Raw genomic sequence first — 21,062 nt, 5'->3', positions numbered from 1 at the left:
AGAAGACTTGTCAGCCAACACGGTATTACGGCGGGCGAACCTAAAACAGAGGTATAAAGTGGCATCAGACGAGCAGAATACCATCATCTTTTACGCGAGAACCAACTTTTGAAAGTGAGCTGGTCGCTGAAAAAGAAACGGGCTGTCGCTGCGACTCGAAATTTGAGTCAAGGACGCTCTCTTCAAAAAAACTGTCTATCAAAACAAGAGCGGTTAACAGTAGCTCAGGAATTCATTTAGTGGCGCCGTTTAATCAATTCAGGTACAGAGAGCTTGTGGTTTTAGCTATCAAATAATATTTTTGAGTGCAAGAAAACTTGTTCCCTGACCCTAACGGATGCTTCAAAGTATCAAAAATTGGCTTTCCCAGCCTTACATGGCTTACACTATTGGCTGGCATAATTGGCCGTTGGTAGCAGGCTTGTGTTTATTTCCATTTTTGTTTTTATACATATTTGAGCCTTTGAATAAACCCTAAGCGGTCATAATGAAAAAAATATTTTTAACTTTCGTTTTCATAGCTTTTACTATGTTTGTTTACGCCCAAATCGACCTGCGCGAAGCCGAATTTCTCCGTCTTGAAAACCTCGAACGTGAAGCTACTATACGCGGAGATTCAGCAACTTTATTCGGAAAAATTTGGTCGAACGAAATGGTGGTAAATACTCCTGCGAATCGTCTTGGAACGGTAGAGGGTTCTAAAATGCAACTACGCACTGGTAATTTGGCATATAGCTCATTTGTACGAAACATCGAAAAAACTACTTTCAACGACAACATTGCGATGGTTATGGGGGAGGAAATCACCAAACCGCAGTGGGTCCAACAACATGCTAGCAAGACCGTTACCCGCCGTTTTACCAATATTTGGAAGCAGGCAAATAATCATTGGTTTATGATTGGACGGCAAGCCACAATCATAAAAGTGGAGTAAACAATCCCACTTTCTGCCTCAAGCAAAAAGCTGGAGCGATGGTCGTTTTAGCCCCGCACTAACCTCAAGTTGAGCTGCATAAACCATAGGGATCGCTCATTCATAAAGGAGCCAAATTGCAGAGTTCTCATTCTCTAAATAAGGCTCCTTTTTGGTCTAGTTTCCATCGGTCAGTAAGCACATTTGTGTCTCCATAAAGGAAAGCTTCAATAGCTTTTTTAGACCCCGAGAAAACTCATTCATTTACCGTGTACTCCACAATAAACAATACGTCCTTAAAACCTTCCTGACCTAAAATAGCGGGTATAGTTACCTCCATTTCATCAATCTTTAGGTTTGATTTTGCTAATGTCAGTTCATTTCCCTTGGTTAAAACAAAGCTCTTATTGATTTTAATACTTTGTATATTGGAGGTATTCGTAAAATAAGGAAAATGCTCCTGTCTTAATTCTAAAACTCCATCGGTAACGTTACCTTGTATAGTAAGTCTGTGCCATTCGGTTGGAAATTCGTGTCTTAGGCTAAATAATCGAAAGAGCGTATTGTTGTTTTCTTCTGCAAAAAGAGCAGTTATTTCTTCTTGGGTCTTTAACTTCAACCTTCCTGCCTCCCGAGCAGTATATCGAATATGAAATACTACATCAGAAATAGTGTTATAGTCAAATTGTCGGTTTTCGTTATTTAATTCTAAAGTCCATGAGCTTATCACTCCTGCTCCCTCAAATGGGAGATATCGTTCATCCCTTAGATTAGTTTCAAAGAGCCCACTATCATTTTGAGCATTGCTTGTTATAATGGTTTGGGCAGCTCCATAATAGTCTACAAATCTATCATCACCATTTTTATCTCTTAGGTATTCATCATCTTTTAACAGGGCTGAAGTACGTATTGAGCTCTTAGTCAGTGCTATTTTACAGTTTACACTTGTGTAGGGACCAGCGATACAAGGAATTGAAAAACTTGCCGTTTTAATGCGCCGCATATATTGCCCTGGAGAATCTAAATCAAATAACCACTCAGGTATTTCTACATTGCATTTACCATCTATTTTAAGTTGAAGCAAGGCATAAGGATTCAATTGCAGTAAAGAAATATGCTTGGTTATTTCATATTCTCGACGATTGTTATCATGATATGCCATTTCCATACGTCTAATATCCGCATAAAGATTTTCTCCTGCCAATAATCCCTTACGGGTACTGTCCCAATAGCCAAACTTGATAAAATCTTGTTCGTCTAGTTCAGGACGCATCAATTCCCGTTTCATGGTTAACTCGGCCCTGCGAGCTGTATCAAAAGCAAACTTGTAGGCATCAAAATAAATACTGGCTACTTCATTTTGCATCCAATTATAAAACTCTTCTTGCGTAAACTTATTCTGATAAAATTCGTTTACTGCTTGGGAGTTTTCAACCTGGACGATGTGGTTCTCGTATTCTTTTTTCGTGATTTGTTCTCTTAATAATGATGACATAATCTGCCTCCCTACTTGGGCTAATTCATTAGCCGCAAGATTACGCTGTAAAACCCAATCTTCTGTTCGGCGCTGATAACTCGCTAATTTAGAAGCTCGCCCGCTCATGTAATTAAATTCATCTGCTAGAATACGGATAACCTTTGCATGGGAAGCCGCAGCTGTAGAGATTTCTCTACCCCCAAAACCTGTTGCAGCACCCACTCCTAACGGAGTTCCATGTGCATCAAACTCAGGAATTAATGCTAAACCACCTGCCAATGTATCTATTATTCCTGATACCCTTGTTAGTCCATGAGCAATAGGCATAAAATAATTCAACTCTATGTTTTCTCTTGAATTTAATCCTAAATTAGCCCCATCAGCAGTAGTGGGCAAAATAATACTACCAAAAGGAATCGTTCCTATAACATTTTGAGCATTTAGTTTGAATGATTCTACAGACCCTGTCTCCTCTTCCCGATATAGTTCATCCGTAATATCCTTCGTAATTGCAGTATAGTCTTCAACTAATTTTTGATAATAAGCGTCAAAGCTTTCTTTATTGATTGGGTTTTCTCCCCTTGTACTATCTATTTTACTTTGAAGGTCAACTACAATCATTGCCTTTCCTAGTAATTTTTGATAATGATTGTACTTTAAAGATGCTGCTTTGTGCGATTTCAATAGAGAATCGGTGCTAATTTTGGCTTCATTCCATTGCATGTATTTAACATCTTGCGCTAATTGTAGCAGGCGCATTTCGTGTCCTTGTCGCAAAAGTGTCAGTTTCTCTGCCTCTTTTTTCTCAATCGCCGACAATAGCACACTTCCAAGCGCTTTTACTTCGTTGCAAAACTCTAAGGCTTTTTGCGTCAATAAAGCTGCCCTAACAATTGACAAGGGTTGGTTTAATCCACTGATAATACTTCCAATATCAAGGCCTGCTGCAACAGCTTTCACTAACATACCTGGGTCGATAGGCGGGTCAAACAATGCCAATGATTGTTCTACACCATCTATATTCATACAATGACGGATTTTGAATAAGCGGTCTTCAACTACGTCCCAATATTTGAGTAGTTTATCATTTTGCGGAATTCCGAAATAAGGTGTTTGGGTAACTCCGAATAGGGTATTACTTTCTTCTTCATCTGAAATCGACAGGTTGGGAGTATGTCGATTTAGTGGAATATCCGCTTCTAAATCAATCATAGCATTACCAAAGGCATCTATTTTCTTTCGGAGTGAATGAAATGTTTCAGGTTTTTTCTTGCCATTTTGGGGTGTTTTTTGAGGCCTTTGACCCAAAAGACTTGAAGCTTGGACGTAGTTAATTAATGCCATATCAACCGTTTCGGGCGTAAATTGCCTAAAAAAACTATCTCCCCTAGTAATGTAAATATCCAACCACAACATGATTGTTTTATACTGGTAGGATAAAAAACGAGTACGTGCCACCACATGGGGTTGAAATGGTTTATCTCTCCAAGCCTCTATACTTTTAAGTGTACGAATTTTAATTTCATTGTCAGAGCTATCACTTAATTGTCCCAAAAGCACTTGTAGAGGCTGCATCTTGGCTTCTCTAAACACACTAAATTTCCAAAATCTTTTAGCAGGATTTGCAGGGTCTGGAACTTCATTGGTCGTTGGGTCAAAAATCAATTTCAAGTATTTTTCTGCCTCGTCATAGCGTTGATTTTTGTACAAATGATTAGCAAGCGTAAGAGGCGCATGGAAAAGCAATTCCCAATTGTAAATAGAATAGGGGCCATCTTCGCTAAGGTCGATCGTTTTCTTTGGATAAGGTTGAAGAACCTCTATCTGGTCGGTACCTGATGTAACGTTTTGGGGTTGATATTGGGCAAAAAAATCTTGCGCCCCTAAACTTTTTTCTAATTCACTTTGAAAATAGACATCAAAAAGTCCAGCAATGGATTTTTTGTTTAATTGTTCAATCATTTCAGCCGTAAATGGGTGAAAATGATTATAAAATTTATAGGAGGTCTTGCGGTATTCTACTTCTTTAAAACGTGAATACGAGACTCGGGCGTCTACTATTTCGTGAAAACCAATTTTCAACGTATCTAATTTTGACATGATATGTTAAATTTAAAGTTGAATGATTTTTTTAGCTAACATAGATCCTTCAATTCCGAATCGTACTCCATTTGGTTGCACTAATTCTCCAATAATATTGTCCGCTGGAAGTATTTTAGAAATACTAGATTGCCTGATTTCTTGGATAGGACTTGGATCTATATTGCCTTTATCATATTTAGGAATTTCTTTAAATATGCTTAAATCAGGTACTTTAGATATTATTGGCGGTACGTACCAACCTAATCCGTCCCATTCTTTTACAGTCCACTTCCTTTCATTAGGTTCTACAAAAAATACGTGCCGACGGTCTTCAACAAAAAAGGGCATAGCTACTTTTGATAACCCACTTTTAAATACTTGTTCGGCAAATGTTTCTTTTGAATATGAAAAATTGTTTAGGACTCTATTAATGACTTCCAAAGTTTTAGATGTATTGATGTTAGAGGTTTGACTCAAACTCTCAAGTATTATTGGGTTAGTATGAGTATTGTATAATTCAAAAGCACCACCAAAATCACCAAGATTTAGAGAAATGTTTAGATGCCTCTGTCCATTAGTTTCAAAAGACGAACTCAAAGAGGAACGTAGTTGAATAGCGTCTCTATTAAAGCTACCTCTGCTTACTCCTTTGATTTTCATTGGTTCATTAAGATTAGACGTTTTACGAGGCTGCCATTTCCCTTTATAATATTCGCTCCATGAAAGGTTTATTTCTATGGTAGATTTTGCTTCAAGGATAACAGAGCCATCTACTTTACCACCATCTACTTTTACTGGCTTCCCATCTTCGCCTTTAGGGATAACATTGAGCCAAAATAAGAATAAGCGATTTCGCCAAATAACAGGTAACACTGGTGTATTTTCAATATCTAGATTGATTATTTCCCAGGCAGTCCAATATCCATATTCGTAGCGGCGGTAATAGTATCTACGTGACTCGCCATTGGTACGCCCAATGACATGAATAATATCGTCGTTCTGAGTATTAGGATCTTGTTCCTCCATGTACATTCCTACAATTTCCAACTTAGCGATATGATCTAATTCTTCTAAGTAGGTATAAAGTGCTTTTTCGGCCATTTCATCGTTGATATCAGCTTGTAGTAAAGAACCCTCCAAGTCTCGGAATATAGATGATTTGTCTAAGCGTAGTTCGGGTTCGAGCCAATTTTCGGGATAGATGTAAATTTTTCGATTGGCTTCCCACAAGCGATAGCGTCGCATCCATTCCCAGCGTTTTGTATTAATGGAATCTGGAGATACTTTTTTTTCTAAATTCATCAAACAACGCTGCACAAACAATTGCACTGTGGAAATAGCTTGGCGCAAACGAGAGGTTTTCATACAAGATGACATTTCAACATCAATCAAGAAAAACTCAAATAGTTTGTTCGCACTATTGATATGTTTTGTTTCCTGCCTTGTGCTTAATTTTTGTAAAATAAACGCAACCAAGGCATCTCGTTTTGCCATCCGCAGCCCATCATTGATGGGCTTGAGCGTGTCTAACCAATCATTTGCTTCATAGGTTTTTTCCAACGTATCACTTATGGTATCTATTTCGGCTACTTTAGGGTTGGTCTTTGTCCAACTTATCAGGTTAGAAATGGAAATACTGCTTTCTTTCTGTAGCTGCATGACTTGGTGCAGTTGGGACCATAGTATACTATCTTTTAGGTCATTATTCCCTTTCCCAAAATAGGTCAACAAGGTATCTTTTTCTGATTTTAGCCAAGCCATTTTTTGAGTAAGTAAAGGCACAGAGCTATTCTCAGCCGTTTCATCAGGGTGTTTCATCAATCGTACCAACTCATCATCATTGATTTTACAAGCCCTTTTAATCTCTTGGTAAACAATTACTTTTCTAAGATTTTTTAAGTATTTACTTATTACAGCTGTTGCTAATGCTTTATCTTCTAAAGCATTGAAAATACTTTTATTGCTATCTAGATAAATGGTCTCTTTGGCAAAGAAAGAAACTTCGGTGGCACTAAGAGATAATGTATTAATGAGTCGATTGACTTTAAAAAGCTTAGTGTAAATGGCTTCGATAGCGCCCACAGTTGAAGGGGCATAGAGTGCATTTGCAGGGATCTCTACCTTTGCCATGTTCATACTACTCCAAAAAAGTTTAGCTTTTTCCCCTGCGGTTACGGCTACTTGAAAGTGGTAAAGTTGTCCCGCTTTCAAATCAATTTTATCACTATTGTAAACAAAACCATTACCACTGTCTTCAGTTAGGTGTTCTAGTTGGTTAATGATGATTTTGCCCTGCCCTCCTTTAATGTAGAAATTATAACTATCATTTTGGGGTACTTCCATATAAAATTCGAGAAGGTCATTAGCTGTTCCTAATTCAAGGTTTTCTATGGACTGAACTACCTCCAAGGCAGTTTGATTAGCAGCGTTTGCTATGTCTTTATCTTCCAATAATAAGGTTGCTATCTCAGCGTCTATACCCAATGAAGTCATCAGCCACTGCTGAATAGCTCTCTTTTTAAGCACTTTTTTTATATCTACACTAATTGCTGCTAGGGTTGAAGTAGCTGTTGTATCGTCGGGTTCAAAAAGCTTGGCTGCATTTTGCATATTTTGCAATGCGCTTTTCAAGAAAGCATTTTCTTTTTCAAAAGCAGTCTGTTCTTTTTCAAATTCTGCTTGCTCTGTTGTTGATAAATCAAAGAGCAATTGGATTGCATCTTTAAGTTTAGTTTTCTGTGCCGCCTCCACAACCCTATTGGCGGCATTGTCGAGTGTAGTTTTTTGAGCATTGCTCATGAACCCCGCCCAGCTAAGCGTTTTTTGAGCAGGATTATACAACAATCCCGTTAAACCAGCTACTAAATTGTCGTCGGCTTGGTCATATTCGGTTGAAAATGTACGTTTTTTATTTTTTATTAAATTAATAAACCTGTTGGTAAGCACATCGCCATAAGCAATCTTCATTCTTTCGACAAATTGATTCTCATCAATATTGCCCCGCAAGGTGTTTTCTAATTCTATTTTTGATAGAGTCCCCTTTAGCTCTCTACAAATACTGGCCACTTTATCCGCCTTTAATCCCCATTTACCTACGGTGTCTTCATGTTTCAGAAGGTATTTTAAAAGGTCTAATTTGATATTGTTTTGTTTGAAAAGCTGTAGCAGGTTTACAAAGTCAGCCATGGGAGGGGTAACAATTCCCAATTTGGCAAATGGATCGATGCCTGTAAAAGTTATCCAAGTATCTAACTCTTCTTCTTTTAGCTTGAGTTGTTTGGCTAAAAGCGTTTTTTTTGCCAAAATACCAGAATCAGGACTCAATAGCTTTACTAATTCGCTCAGGGCTGCTTTTCCTCTAAGTTTCAATAGTTCCTGCAATCTCTTGATTTGAGCAATGTGAATAATGATTTCTTTTATGCCTTCATCCAATGTCTTTGTTGCGTCATAAAATGCACTAAACACCACATCAGCCTCTTGTACCGTCCAACCTGTTATTTTCCAAACTCGGATGAAGCGATACAACCGTACATAGTCATCTTCTTTCAAGGCGTTTTTAGTCGTATCTGGTAACGCATATTTAAGTTCTAATTTTCCAAAATCTTTGTCTGTACCCGTCAGAAGTATCAAGCTCATAGTGGCATCGTAGTTATCTTTTAGCCATTTCTCAATATCGCCACCATATAGCGTAACATCGGCAGTAATATTGAGTGTGCCGAACGTAATACTCCCTTCTTTTAATGCCTTCATCTGTTCAAAATTGATATCCAATTTTTCTAAGAGGGGTATCAGTTTTGCAGCGGGATTAATAAATGTTGATTTGAGTATAGTAACCAAATCGCTGAAAGAAATACCCATTTTTCTGGTAAAAGAACGGGCATTGGCTATTTTGGCGTTAAATTCGGCGATAGTAATATCCTCTGCCTCACCAAATAAAACACCAAGCTTATGGGCATTATGATCAGTTAGTATTTTATGGGTTTCAGGCGAAATTCCAAGTTGTTCGGTATAGACAGCCTCCCAAGTTGTGGGAGAATCGTCTTTACGCAAAGCTTCCATTGCTTTGGCTAAGGGAATCTTGAAATTATCGTAATATTGACGTAATGCTACCAAAGGGAAATTAAAAGGCAATGGACTTGGATATACAGGCTTGGAAAGAATGGTATCATAAACCATACTATCGACAAACTTGGGCTTTGCCAAAAGCTCTTCCATAGTTTCACCCTCTACTGTATTATTTCCCTTAAAATCTTTTAGATGTGTCAAGACCTGATTAGTGGGAACATCGTGATTCTTGGCTACCCAATACTCCAATATTTCGTTTACAATGTCCAGGTAAGGCAATACTGTATTGGTATTTTCGCATGTTAGTTCTAAATGTTCAATATCGGGGCGGCGTTCCAATAATACATCAATCGGGTTTTCTAAATTGTAAGTGCGAGGTAAGACCTCGTTTCCATCGCTATCTATTTTTTTTAAGTCTAAAAATTTCAGAATATCTACCAGATAAGCCGCAGGACTAAAGATTGATTGACACGATTCGCAATCGCAAAAATCTAAGCTTCCAAATAATTCCTCCATCGTAATACTCTCTCGAATACTCTTCGCAATCGGGTCTTCAAAAAGCATAGATGGTGCAGTGGTTGCCGTTAATGGTATGGTCGCCTGCTCTTTCAAGATAGTCGTATGTACATTGCTCAGCAGGCTCGTAATAGATTGGGCTTTGCTATGGGTTAGTTCGGCAATAGCTTTGCCTCCCATTGGCTCCGCAAATTTTGCTACAAACTCTGCTTTGCTGTATTGGACAATCAGGCGAGCAGAGTTGAGCTTATGGGCTGCCAGTACCTCCATTACCTTATCGTTGGGGCTCACTTGGTAGAGGGTAGTCAAGTGCTTTAACTCTTTTCTTACCTCTGCATCTGCTATCGTACCGTGGTCCTGTTCAAACGATTTTACGCTATCTACCCCTATGATAAATTTCTCATGGTTGTCCGATAAAAACTGATAGGTGGCTTGTTTGTTGGCTTTATTGCGTAGGTTAAAAACTTCTTCCTTTATTTGTTCGGCAAAAACAGCCGTGGGATAAGCCAAACGTAATTCGTTTGCCATCATATTGGCATAGTCTGCTTTGCTTACGTCTTTAGGGAGTATGTTGTCGGCCACGATGCTCTCCCATTTCTGGGGCTTATAAAAACCATTTTTTACTAAATCGACTGGAGAGCCTAAATTTTGGACTTCCGTATTTAGGCGTTCTATCAATGGAGCATTGTTGAGTGTTAGAAAAGCCAGTTTTGAATGTAGCTGAATTTTATCGGAAAAGTCTCCAAATTTCATTTTAGCATCGTCCCAAAATTTGGTTCTATCTGTACCATATTCGTAATAAAACTGGGCAAATTCTACTTGTTTTCCTTCCGAAACCGCCGTTGTTTTTAAAATATCTTTGAAGGATGATACACCGATAGTGGGGTTTTTGTCTAAATAATACGTTATTGAAGCATTGCTAAATGTCTCTTTACTTTTAATTAGTTCTGCGGGAGTGGCCTGTATGATGTTGGCATCTATGGCTTTTTTCCAAATGGCCTCTGCGTTATTGTTTTGTACTTGGTGTAAGGCAGCACTGTCTAAGGAGATACCCGTACGGTACATTGCATAATAGTACTCGGCAGGAAGCCCCGTAGCGGCACTTTCTTTTTGAGCTTGTACCGCCATGGCTACCATGCGAGCATCCCAGCCTGTTTTGTTGGCAAGGTAAGAAATATCCTGACGCTGCTCATCCTCTATCATATCTTTGAGCGAAGCCGCACCGAGTTGCTGCTGCAGTTCCTGAGTCAGTTGTTGGTATTCTGATAATTGAGGGAGTTTTGCGCTGGGTATAGCCATATTTATGGCGGCCTCTTTGCCACTGTTGTACAAGATTCCCGAGCTGGCATAAACGTTGCCCGCATTGGCAACATCTACTAGCCTGATTTCAATATCTGCCTGTGTTTTGCCTGATCCTAACTTGTCTGCGGTATAGGGGAGGATATAAGTACCGTCGGGATTGAGAGTTGCTTCGCCCAAAGGCACAGCCTGCCCACCGATGCTTTTATCGTAAGCGACTACTTTTAGCCCTTGAGTAGCTACGCCTGCACCCAAAGCAATAGCCCCTGTTACTTTTCTGAGGTTATCGCCATTGGCTACTTCAGTTATTTTTTGTTGTGTGATGGCATCTACTACTCCTGTAGTAGCTAAGTTATGGACTTTTTGAAACTCTAAAACGGCCTTAGTAGTCTCGATACCAAAAAATCCCGTGTCACTCTCCGCTGTGGGTATTGTTACCTTAGCTATCCTAGCTAAGTCATTTTGCATTTTTTTAACTTCTTCGCCCTGCATATTGATATGCAAAGCTTTGATGATTGGATTTTCAGGCATAATGGTCTAGTTTTAAGAATGATGAATTATCTTTTTTGAATGTTTTTAAATTCGATTTCAGTTAAGTGAACCTTCTATTTCCAGTTCTTTTCGATATGCCTCATATTTTTCTACAAATGCTATTTCAGCATCTTGCGGGAAATTATAAGTGAATACATGTGTTATCTCCGTCTTATTCTGCAATTCCCAATTTGCCCGATACGCCTGCCCCCCTTCTTTGTGGCTGATTTCAAATCGGCCACAAAAAAGGGGGCAAGGGGTTGTTTGATGTACTTGGCATGATGTTGAGGGTTTAAGATTTGCTGTCGTAATCAAGTATTGAATATCTTTAAGATAGAGAGATTGATATTTTCTGATAGTTATTCCATTTTTTTAGTTATGCCTTGTGTTGGTGCGAGCAAACACCAACGCAAGGCAGTAGATTTACTTTCAACGGGAATGCCACGCAAGGCGAAATACCTTTAAAGTTTATTCACGTCTTTCCATTCTTGTCTTAATCTTGGAAGTAAAGTGTTCTCTAAAAATCCTTTTGCTTGTTCTCCTGTAAAGTTTGGGTGTTCCTTTGCCCAATGATCCAATTGTTGTATTACTAGTTGGTTCCATTCACCATGCCCTGCCAAGTGTGTATCTTTAGCTAATTCAACACCATTCAAAACACCATTTATGTCAAATCCCTTTAGTAGAGCGGCTTGAACAACCTCACTTTCTTTGAGTGCTTGAATTGGGATTAAATGATGAGCTTCTTTTTCAACCCCTTTTCCAATTTTCATTGCAGCTCTTAATTTACTTCTATCTTTTATTGCCTTCCCAATTATTTCAGCACCCTCATCTCCCCATTTACTAGTCCACTTCGCAACATGAGCCGCCCATTTTGCTAACTTACTAGAACCTTTTGCCGCATCTCCTATACCAGGTACCCATGCAATACCAGCAACCCCTAACATAGCCCAAGACCCGCCCGATTTTGGTGTTTTTGTAACATTATTAGTCGCAGCAGCGGTATCTCTTGCATCTGCTACTTGCCCAGCATATGGTATTAAACCAATCACGACATTTGCAAATACCCCTAATAAGGTAGGCTCTCCATCATAGAAATCTCCTTCAAACACCTCTTCTAAAAGTTCTTTTGATTTAGAGTGGTTAAAAGCTTCATCCAAAGTAACTGAACAGCCTAACATACAAGTATCTTCTTTTTTTTCTTGCTTTGGTTCTGTTTTTGGCTTAGGCTGAATTTTTGGCTTAGAAGGGGTATCCTCTGAGGCATATATAGGCATATCTGCGGAATATGAACCGTCTGGATTTTTTCTTTCATTAATTCCAGCCGACCTTGCATTTGTATATTCATCTTCAGTAATTCTAACTGTTTTGTATCCGATAGGTGTTCTTAGTTTGATTCCGTCCTTTCCATTTGTATCAATGTAATTAACAGGATTGCTTTTGCAATACCCATATACATTCACCCCATCGCCCACTCCAATCGGGTCAGCACTTGCCCACCTCCCCAGCCACGGCAAATAATACCTTGCCGTATGGTACGAAAAGCCACTTTCTTCATCCCGCTCCATGCCCGTGTAGCGGTAGCGTTTGGCGGCGGCCCTTACAGCAGCGTTTTTGACTTGGTAGGCAGTAGTGCCGTAAGGATGGTATTCTTCATAAGAAACGATGTCTGCTGTCTCGTTCAGTTCTAAGGAAGCCGAGCCTAAATGATTGCTGTATTGATATCTCTTTAACACGCCTGTGTTGAGGCGGTTGTTATTGGTTTGCAATACATTTTCTATGATCAAGATTCGCTGTTGGCCTTCAAAAACGTGAAGTGTTTCTATCTCTTCTTCGAGTGCACCACTGCGCCAACGGCGGTAGCGTTCCATGCCTCCGAGGTAGAGGCGTTCTTCGATGATGTTGCCGTTTTCTATTAATTTTCGGCTACGTTCTTTTTGGTCACTGTATTGATAAAAAGCAGTACCACCGCCGATGAGGTCATACTGTTGTATCATGCCTCGATAATCCCAGGTCATGCGGTTGCCGAGCCCACCGCCTATTTTTGTGATGCTGCCGTGTGGGTCATACTCATATTTATCCGAAAGCGTGGGTACATCTACATACGAGTCGTACCTCAATGCGCTCCCCATTTCGGTAGCCAAAAGACGATTGCTATTAAGAGCATATTGGTAGTTGCGGGTCCATGAGCCAAGGCCAGCAATGTGCCTCATTTTCAAAATATTACCTACGCTGTCGTATTCATAAAGTTGTTCATAACCTTGCAAGGTGCTGTCGCTAATGGCAAATGTACGGGCTTGCCAAACTGAGTCTTTTTGTTGTGGTAAGCCCAAGTTAGCCTGTTCACGACCCGTAGCCGTTATTAGTCGGTAAAGCGCATCATACGTATAAGAGTTTTGAGGCAGTACTTTCGCGCCGCTAAAAAACACGGGTTTGTAAGCATTATCTTGTATTTCGGCAATATTGCCTACGGGGTCATAGGTGTAAGCAAGGTCTTGAAGCAGCCCCGCCCCCAATGAAGGGGCTACTGTTTTTAGATTAGACAACCTAAAAGTGAGTGGTTCGTAGCTGTAGTCAGTGGTTGTCCCATTGCCGTAGCGCATTCGCATCCGTTGCCCTTTGGCATCATAAACGATGTCTTTTACCACCGTTTGCCTTGTACCTCCTGTATAACCTGAGGTATTTTTTGAGGCATTTACAATCAAATCTTCACTCTGCAACACACCACGAGGGCTGTAAGTGGGTTCATACACGGTTACTCGGCTGTCGTAATGCCAGTTGTATAGCCGCTGCATACGGTTGAGGGCGTCGTATTCGGTGATTTGGGTATAAACCGTTGATTCAAGCGTAGCGGTGTTCCAGTCTATTGTTTTGGTTTTAGCCTCTTGTAGCACTTGTTTTTGTGCCTTCAAAGCATTGCCCTTAAAATCACAACTAATGGTGCGCGTCTCGCCGCTGCCATCGCAATGTTTGATAGCAGTACCTCGTAAATTATGACGCTTATTGTCAAGGGCATTTTCGCCGTATTCGGTTTGTGAAATGAGTTTGGTAACGCCATTTTCTACCAAAAAGTGGTTGGTAGGGCGATGCGCATTGTCGTATTCAAAAATAAACTGATGTCCTCGTTCGTCCCAAGCACGGATTGGTTTCCCTGCCGCATCGTTGAGCATCCAACGCTTACCTGCATCCATACTTGTTTGCATCACTCTATGACCCAGCATATCATAACGCCATGCCATGACCGTATTGTCCCGTGCATCGGTGACCGAAAGTGCATTGCCTTCTATGTCAATAGTAGAATAGGTAAAGTATTTTTCCTCTTTAGGATTCCCATTGGAGTCAAGCCACTTATTGTGGCCAATTCCGAGCGTTGGTCTGCCCAAACTATCCAAAATAATACATGAAGGCGTATTTGCATGACTCTTGCTTTTGGCATAAGCTGTGGCATTGTTGGGGTCATTTTTCCAAATGCTTTCCTCTATGGTGTCATTGGCATCGTAAGTCAATTGTTTCCACGCATCAAAAACGACTTTGGTAAATGTGCCGTTGGGCAGCTCCGTTCTTACGTTTCGCCCTGCCCCATCATAGTATAAGATTGGCGAAACGCCTTGCTCTACCAGTAGAGGGTTAGTTTCATAAGCAGGTGTCGTCGAGAAATACGGTTCGTATTGTTTGATAGGATTTCCTTTGTTGTTCAATACCGTACGCCCGTTACCAATCCAACGAAGTTGATTGTCGGTATTAATCTCTGTGCCATTGGGTAGCTTGACGATACCAGACTCGGCTTGTACTTTTTTCATCGCCACCTTGCCCATGCCATCGGTGTATTCAAAACTGATTTGCAAAGGGCTTTGCACATTAACGTTGGCATGTTGCTCTCTGATAATACTCGCCACAACCGTAGGCTGCGCTGAAAAATCATAAACCATACGAGCCGAAGCCGAGCCGAGTAATTGCCACGCCAACGCTTGCATGTCATTGTAAGCACAAATATTGGGTAGCGCAACTTTTGCTTTCGCAAAGAAGGCTTTGATTAAATCCGTTTCCGTTTGGTCGGTATGTTCTTTGAAGCCGTTGAGGTTGTCTGCTTCTTCGCCTTGTTGGTCGTTGTTTGTGTCTTTGCCTTCTATGGCAGTTGCTTTTACCAAACCGAGTTCATCAACGATGACCGAACTGATGTTATCATTGATGTCTTGCATAACATCAGGCGACAACGTGCGGTAATTGAAACGTAAAACCTTTATTTCATTGAAAATGTTGGTAGTTTTATCAATGTACGCCAGAGACCTTTGCATAAAAAGGTGACGGGTATCGTACTCAACGGCGGTTTTGCTATCAAAAGGGTCAATGTAGCCCACAGGAGCAAAAAAGCGATTTTTTAAATCGTTAAGATTTTCTCCATTGCGTTTATGAATGACTGTGCCTGATTGTATCCACCATTTCGCATCGAGTGACAAGTATTTTGCCGCCAACAAATCCGTTTCTGTTACTTCAAATTGGGCTGACGATGCACTTGGCGTAAAAATGTCATTGATTAAATTGGGGGTAAAAGCCAACTGATACGCTTCATAAGGTACGGCACGTGTCGCCATTTGCCCATCGGCCAAAGGTAGGTTCAAATCTGCATCATAAAATTTGGTTTTGATGTGTTCAATCAAACGTTTTTGAGGAAATGCTCCTAATGCAATTTGCTGATATTCAATCTCTTGAAAACCGTTGACTTTGTTCTTAAAATCAGCAATTTTAAAATAAACCGCCTGTGGCTTTACTCCTGTTAATTCGTAGGTCTGTGTTTGCCAATTTTTACGAAGATAGTAATTGGCAGGTGCTATGATATCGTTGGTAAAATCATGTTTAGCAAACGTAATCCAAGTCTTTTTCTGTCCGTCTTTGCCGTGCTGTTTAGCACGTCTTGCGGCATCATTGTCACTTGGTGCATTTTGTAAAAGTGGTTCTTCTTTTTTTCTTGGATAAACGATGCTTACACTTTCCAGCAAATTACCCAGCTCATCCGTTTCTAGGTTCAAAGTGTGGGCAATGCGCGGGTCTTCGTGGTCACGCTCATAGGTAAACGTAATGGCCTCACTTTCTTTGACAATAAACGATGCGTAGCGACTTCTTCCTCGTGCTTGTAACAACTGTATCTCACAATTGTGCGTGGCTACATGGTAAGGAATTAACTCTTTTTGGACGGCCTCTTTTTTAAATATCTCAAAATCAGCGTTGCCATCTATGTAGTTTTTGGCTTTTTGCTCGTCTGTAATGCGTTTTTTAGCGTCTAAACCAAACACTTCTTGACGCAGTGTCATGCCTTTGCAAGCACGCAAGGCTTCGCGCCATTCCTCGGAACTGATGGTATTGATGCCAAAACCTCCTAAATTATCGGCTGCCAACAAAACGGCATCGGGCAGTTCATGTTCTGGAACGCCAGCCAACGCCAATGCGTCATTTTTATACCAATACTCCTGTTTGAATTGGTTTAAAATTCTCTCTCTATCTACAAATGCTCCTGTGTGAAACCACGTTTTTGTCAAAACAGGCGGTTGATGATGCTCACTTGTCGTTAAATTGGTAAAGTCGGTTACTTCAAACTCCTCCGTATCGCGCTGCTCTACCCTACCAAACCCCCTAAACTCTCTTTCGGCATGGTCATAATAGCCATGATGATACGAATATTCAGCAGAAAAGCGGACATTCGTAACGCTATCCGTTACAATCGTTTTGGCAACCACTTGCACAGGGAAAGCCAGTTTAGTGGCCCAGGGAGTGCCGTTCAGTTTATCTTTTAAATAAAAAAAGGTAGAGCTTTTATAGGCTACGGTGGTCGTTTTGCCTAGGCCATTGGCATGACTTTTCATGAGGTGTGGTTTGTTGCCCCCCATCAAGTCCATGTAGCGCATAGGTGCATTGACATACGCAGGCATTTCCGACGACCACACAATACAGGCTGTTCCGTTGCCCAGCAAATCCGTGATGGTTATCCGATTCGGTTGTTCGGTCGGGAAAAAAGGCTCAATGGATTCGCCGTTAGTCCAAGCATTTCCACTGCAATTCAAGTATGCTTTAAAGGTGTTTTTCCCCTGATAAATAATATCCGTCGCCCCTGTTCCGCTAATATCCGCAAGTTGAATGTAAGCGGGGTTGAATAAGTCTGAATGATCAAAAACAGGCGAATTGCGCATCGTCACTTTGGGAGCAAAACGGCCATATCCCTTGTTGGCCCAATAACACACCTCGCCATTGCGAATACGCACGATATCGGTCATACCATCGCCCGTCATATCGGCCAGAAAAATGCGCTGTTCTTGGTCGGCAAAGACAACAGCAGCACCCTGTTCTTCATCGTAGGGCTTTGTGGCTAATTCGGGGGCATCGTAGCCGATTTTGCCTTCATTTTCCCAAAACCAAAATGCGCCTTCGTCAGACAGAACCACTTCGGGTTTGCCGTCGCCATTGACATCTAACATTCTGACATTGGGATTTTTTAAGTCCAAATTTAGATTTTTCAAAAAAGTACGAAACGGTTGCCATTCGCCATCGTTTTTCAGTTCAAAATAGCCTTGTATGCCGCCACTGTTCACCACCAGCTGTTTTTCACCATTAGCATTTAGGTCTTGTAGTTGGAGCGAACCATTGCCTAAACCCAAAAAGGAAGGCTTAGACATCACCAACTGAGCTTGCGAAAAATGCAATTCGTCTGTTTCGACAATCCCCAAATTTGACTTATAAAACCAGGCATTGGCCTGTTCGGTCAATAGACCATTGATTCCCTCGTTGTACAGGTCCACCCATTGGTAATTCCCCGACAGGCCGCTTGGAGCGTGAATCAGGCTTTCATCGTTTACGGTTTTTACGTCCTTGTTCCAGTTCAGTTCTTGGTAGTCAAATGTCAGTTTAGGCAATGACTTTTTGCTGTATGTAGCTGCCCCATTTTTAACGTACCCACACTGTTCTAAGGCTTTGAGGTAAGTTACTTCGGTCTCTTCTTGTGCTATGCCACCATAAATACGCGACTTTTTGTATTCCAAATCTAAAGAACGTACCAATGTAGGTTCATTGCCTAATTCCGAAAAATGATGAAACATGAGCACCCGCTTACATAAGCGATAGGTACGCAGCTCGAAACCACTCCGATATGACGAAAAAGCATCGTTCCGAGCACCCCATTTTTCTGACCCTTCTACCTTAGGAAAAGTTTCGTTGTGTTCACCATAATCAAAAACTAAGTCAAAAAAGTAGCTTTCACCTACAGGCAGAGCAGGTTTATAAGGAGAATCCTCCACGTATTTGGCAACGGTGTTACCGTATTTTACGCGCTTTAGGTGGCGGTTTGTAAACTTCGCAATGCCCTCAAAGCGGTTTTTCTCATTCACTTCGTTTGCTACATTTACCAAATCCTCCTCTTTGTATTCATACCATACCCAAGAGCCCTTATCATCGTAAGCAAATTCTGGTAGCCACTGAAAGACGCTTGACTCATCAGTGGGGTCGGCAATGCGGCAAGCAGTACTTAGCCCCAAAAAGGTAGTGATGTTTTCTTTGGTAGTTACTTTCCAATAATAGGTATTGGAGTTCTTTTCAAAAATACGTTCAATCCTTGAAAAACCGCCTTCAATTCGGGGGCGATATTGACGAATAATACAGTTAGTAGTGTCATCTGAAAATTGTTTTACTTTCCATTGCCCTCCATCTAACTCCAGCAAAGGCACTAATTCCTCTGCCCCCGAAAACATAAAACTATCTTCAGCTGCGATTTTTTGTATATCATTACTATCAAAATAACGAGGTAGCTTTTTATCGGTTCGACGTTGGATGGAGGGCAAATCTAACTCCCAACCAATGCCAAACAGGCCATTGCCTACCCCCGAATTGTAGGACAGCGAAAGCTGCGGAGTGAAACCATTGCGATTAGGAGACAAAGGCAAGGGAATGGCAAAAGAGGCCGTTCCATTAGCCGCATTTACCTGAAATTTCTCATCAATACCTTTCAATGCTCCCCCGCCTTTGGGCAGCGTTATCTGAGGTATTTCTATGGCATTTGACTTTGTAGAACGCTCTTGTGACAACGTACTTACTACATTGGCCTTCTCTTGCCTTTCCCCCTGCTTTTGGTTTTCACTCATGATTGCTTGCGGGTATAAATGAAATGTAACCTCAAGCTAAGTGATATTTATCTAAAAAGACATAATAATTTATTAAGCGGTAATGAAAGTTATCTAACGGTAGTCTCTTCAATTTTTACTAAAAAGGTGATTGGGAAAATCAGAAATTCGACCACTTTATTTTTTTCATTTTAGGAGAAAGTTATCATTTGTAGTTGTTGTATTATATTGATTTAATAACGAAATTATAACGATATAATTTTGAAAACAAAAAATTCAATCTTATATTTACATATATATAATCGTTATATCTCATGCCAAAACTAGACCGCTCTGATTTCAAATACAACGCCAAAGTTTTTGAGAAAACCTGCCTTTGGTGTGGAACACCTTTTTTTGCTAGTCGATCTACGGCTAAATATTGTTGTGGAACTTGTAGGGGATATGCCAATCAAGCTAAACAATCGGAAGAGGCTGTTCCATATGACGAGACTGAAAAAATGATTTCCGCTTTGCTTTCTGAAAATGCCTATCTCAAAGGTCAGCTCCAAAGGTATGTAACTGAAAATGACCAATTAAGAAAGCAGCTTCAAAAAATAAATAGTCAATCTTAGCCACAAATGTGTGATTCGTTGAAATGACCATTTACTGTTTTATTGTTGCATTAATAACTCTACTAACCTTTGATTAATGAAGTAATTGGTTTTGCCTAGTTTTACTTTCGTCAGTAAATTGTTTTCCGCGAAAATCTCTAAATATTTGGCAGCTGTAAGTCTGGTAACCTGACAATCCTGCATCACAAACTCAATTTTTGTGTAGGGATGTTTGAAGAGATTATCCAGCAATTCTCTACTGTAAATTTTAGGATGTGATTCCTGACACCAGACTTTTGTTTCTTCCAATAATACCCGAATCGCTTTGATTAAATCAATGGTATAAAGAGCCGTATTTTCAACCGCCTCCAACATAAAACATATCCAACTTTCCCAGTCGTCATCATCTCGAACAGCCTGGAGTTTTTGATAATATTGCCCTTTATAGCGAACAATATAACGACTGAGATATAGCACTGGAACATCTAACAAGTCTTTAAGCACGAGATATAATAAGTTGATAATCCGTCCTGTACGACCATTCCCATCATAAAAAGGGTGGATGCTTTCAAATTGAAAATGAATAATGGCCATCTTAACCAGAGAATCCCAATCAGCCAATTCATCATTATTTATAAATTGCTCTAAATTGGACATGAGGCGAATGATTTCGTCATAGTCCTGTGGAGGCATATAAACTACCTCACCAGTTTGTTGGTTTTTCAGTACTGTTCCTGGCAAACGTCGGATAGCACCGTTGTTCGGTTCGAGAATATCCAAAATATGCAATAAATGTTTGGTGCTCAAAAAGCCGTATTGTCGCACCAGATCATGGCCTCTTTTGAGTGCGGACGCATAGGACTGTACTTCTTTGGCGGCAGCCGAAACCTGTAAATCAAGTGACGCTTTGAAGAGCTCGTCATGAGTGGTTATGACATTTTCGATGGCCGAACTGTCTTTGGCTTCCTGCAATGATAAGGTGTTGATTAGTATATTTTGGTCAGGAATGGTAGCCAATATCCCCTTAAGCTCGGCCAAAGCTTTATTGGCTTGCAACGACTTTTTTAGTACCTTTTTTGTTTCTATCTCTCCGATATTCGGCAGCTCTTTGATTCGATAGCTCATTTCAACCTGTTTATTTCATGTATAAATTTACGATTTTTTTATACATGAACTGTCAAACGTGTATAAAAAGTAGCATTTTTTATACACGTTTAATACTAAAGTGGGATGAATGGCAAATAATCTTGCAGTTCTGAGCGTGCTACGGAGTGGACTTTAGAAGCCACTGAGAATTCAATAAAACAAGCTAAATCGTGAGTCCCAGTTGAATAATCAATTCTGAAGGCCTTCAAAGCCCCAGTTTTGTTACAGCATTGTGTTGTTTGATGTCCTCAATTCGGGTATAACGTTGAATCATCAAACTGGTTTTGTGTTTACTTTGCCAGTTGTTCTACTGCTAAGTATTGCTGCGGTACCTGTCGGGG

General features: G+C 40.4%; 6 protein-coding genes. 2 read left to right on the top strand and 4 right to left on the bottom strand.

Annotated elements, in window-relative coordinates:
* Positions 1–487: 487 nt before the first annotated feature.
* Positions 488–934 carry a nuclear transport factor 2 family protein gene (locus K339_RS0108085; protein ID WP_084332143.1) on the top strand — a complete coding sequence of 149 codons (447 nt, stop codon included), beginning with the start codon at positions 488–490 and terminating at the stop codon, positions 932–934.
* Positions 935–1,169: 235 nt separating this feature from the next.
* Here K339_RS0108085 and K339_RS32935 read toward each other — a convergent pair whose 3' ends face one another.
* The 3 genes from K339_RS32935 to K339_RS32930 all read right to left on the bottom strand — a co-directional run bounded on the left by K339_RS32935 (position 1,170) and on the right by K339_RS32930 (position 19,003).
* Positions 1,170–4,490: a Tc toxin subunit A-related protein gene (locus K339_RS32935; RefSeq protein ID WP_051397878.1), complete on the bottom strand. Its 3,321-nt coding sequence runs from the start codon at positions 4,488–4,490 to the stop codon at positions 1,170–1,172.
* A 12-nt stretch (positions 4,491–4,502) separates the two neighbouring features.
* Positions 4,503–10,883: a neuraminidase-like domain-containing protein gene (locus K339_RS0108075; RefSeq protein ID WP_028523157.1), complete on the bottom strand. Its 6,381-nt coding sequence runs from the start codon at positions 10,881–10,883 to the stop codon at positions 4,503–4,505.
* A gap of 461 nt (positions 10,884–11,344) precedes the next feature.
* The gene (locus tag K339_RS32930; RefSeq protein WP_051397877.1) at positions 11,345–19,003 is read right to left on the bottom strand and encodes a SpvB/TcaC N-terminal domain-containing protein; all 7,659 of its coding nucleotides are present in this window, start codon (positions 19,001–19,003) and stop codon (positions 11,345–11,347) included.
* 293 nt (positions 19,004–19,296) lie between these two features.
* Here K339_RS32930 and K339_RS0108065 point away from each other — a divergent pair, with 293 nt between their 5' ends.
* A complete protein-coding gene (locus K339_RS0108065) occupies positions 19,297–19,596 on the top strand; it encodes a hypothetical protein (protein WP_028523156.1) in 300 nt (99 codons plus the stop codon).
* A gap of 39 nt (positions 19,597–19,635) precedes the next feature.
* On the opposite strand, the gene K339_RS0108060 is transcribed toward K339_RS0108065, so the two are convergent.
* A complete protein-coding gene (locus K339_RS0108060; protein WP_028523155.1) occupies positions 19,636–20,700 on the bottom strand; it encodes a Fic family protein in 1,065 nt (354 codons plus the stop codon).
* Between the last annotated feature and the right edge of the window lie 362 nt (positions 20,701–21,062).

Origin of the sequence: Runella limosa DSM 17973, assembly GCF_000482465.1 — a bacterium.
Lineage (GTDB): Bacteria > Bacteroidota > Bacteroidia > Cytophagales > Spirosomataceae > Runella > Runella limosa.
The sequence above is the reverse complement of the archived record's forward strand: the minus strand, read 5'-3'. Positions and strand labels throughout refer to the sequence as shown.

What these genes read in the sequence shown, in the direction of transcription:
- K339_RS0108085 (WP_084332143.1), top strand. Translation starts at nt 488, where the DNA reads ATGAAAAAAATATTTTTAACTTTCGTTTTCATAGCTTTTACTATGTTT.
- K339_RS32935 (WP_051397878.1), bottom strand. Translation starts at nt 4,490, where the DNA reads ATGTCAAAATTAGATACGTTGAAAATTGGTTTTCACGAAATAGTAGAC.
- K339_RS0108075 (WP_028523157.1), bottom strand. Translation starts at nt 10,883, where the DNA reads ATGCCTGAAAATCCAATCATCAAAGCTTTGCATATCAATATGCAGGGC.
- K339_RS32930 (WP_051397877.1), bottom strand. Translation starts at nt 19,003, where the DNA reads ATGAGTGAAAACCAAAAGCAGGGGGAAAGGCAAGAGAAGGCCAATGTA.
- K339_RS0108065 (WP_028523156.1), top strand. Translation starts at nt 19,297, where the DNA reads ATGCCAAAACTAGACCGCTCTGATTTCAAATACAACGCCAAAGTTTTT.
- K339_RS0108060 (WP_028523155.1), bottom strand. Translation starts at nt 20,700, where the DNA reads ATGAGCTATCGAATCAAAGAGCTGCCGAATATCGGAGAGATAGAAACA.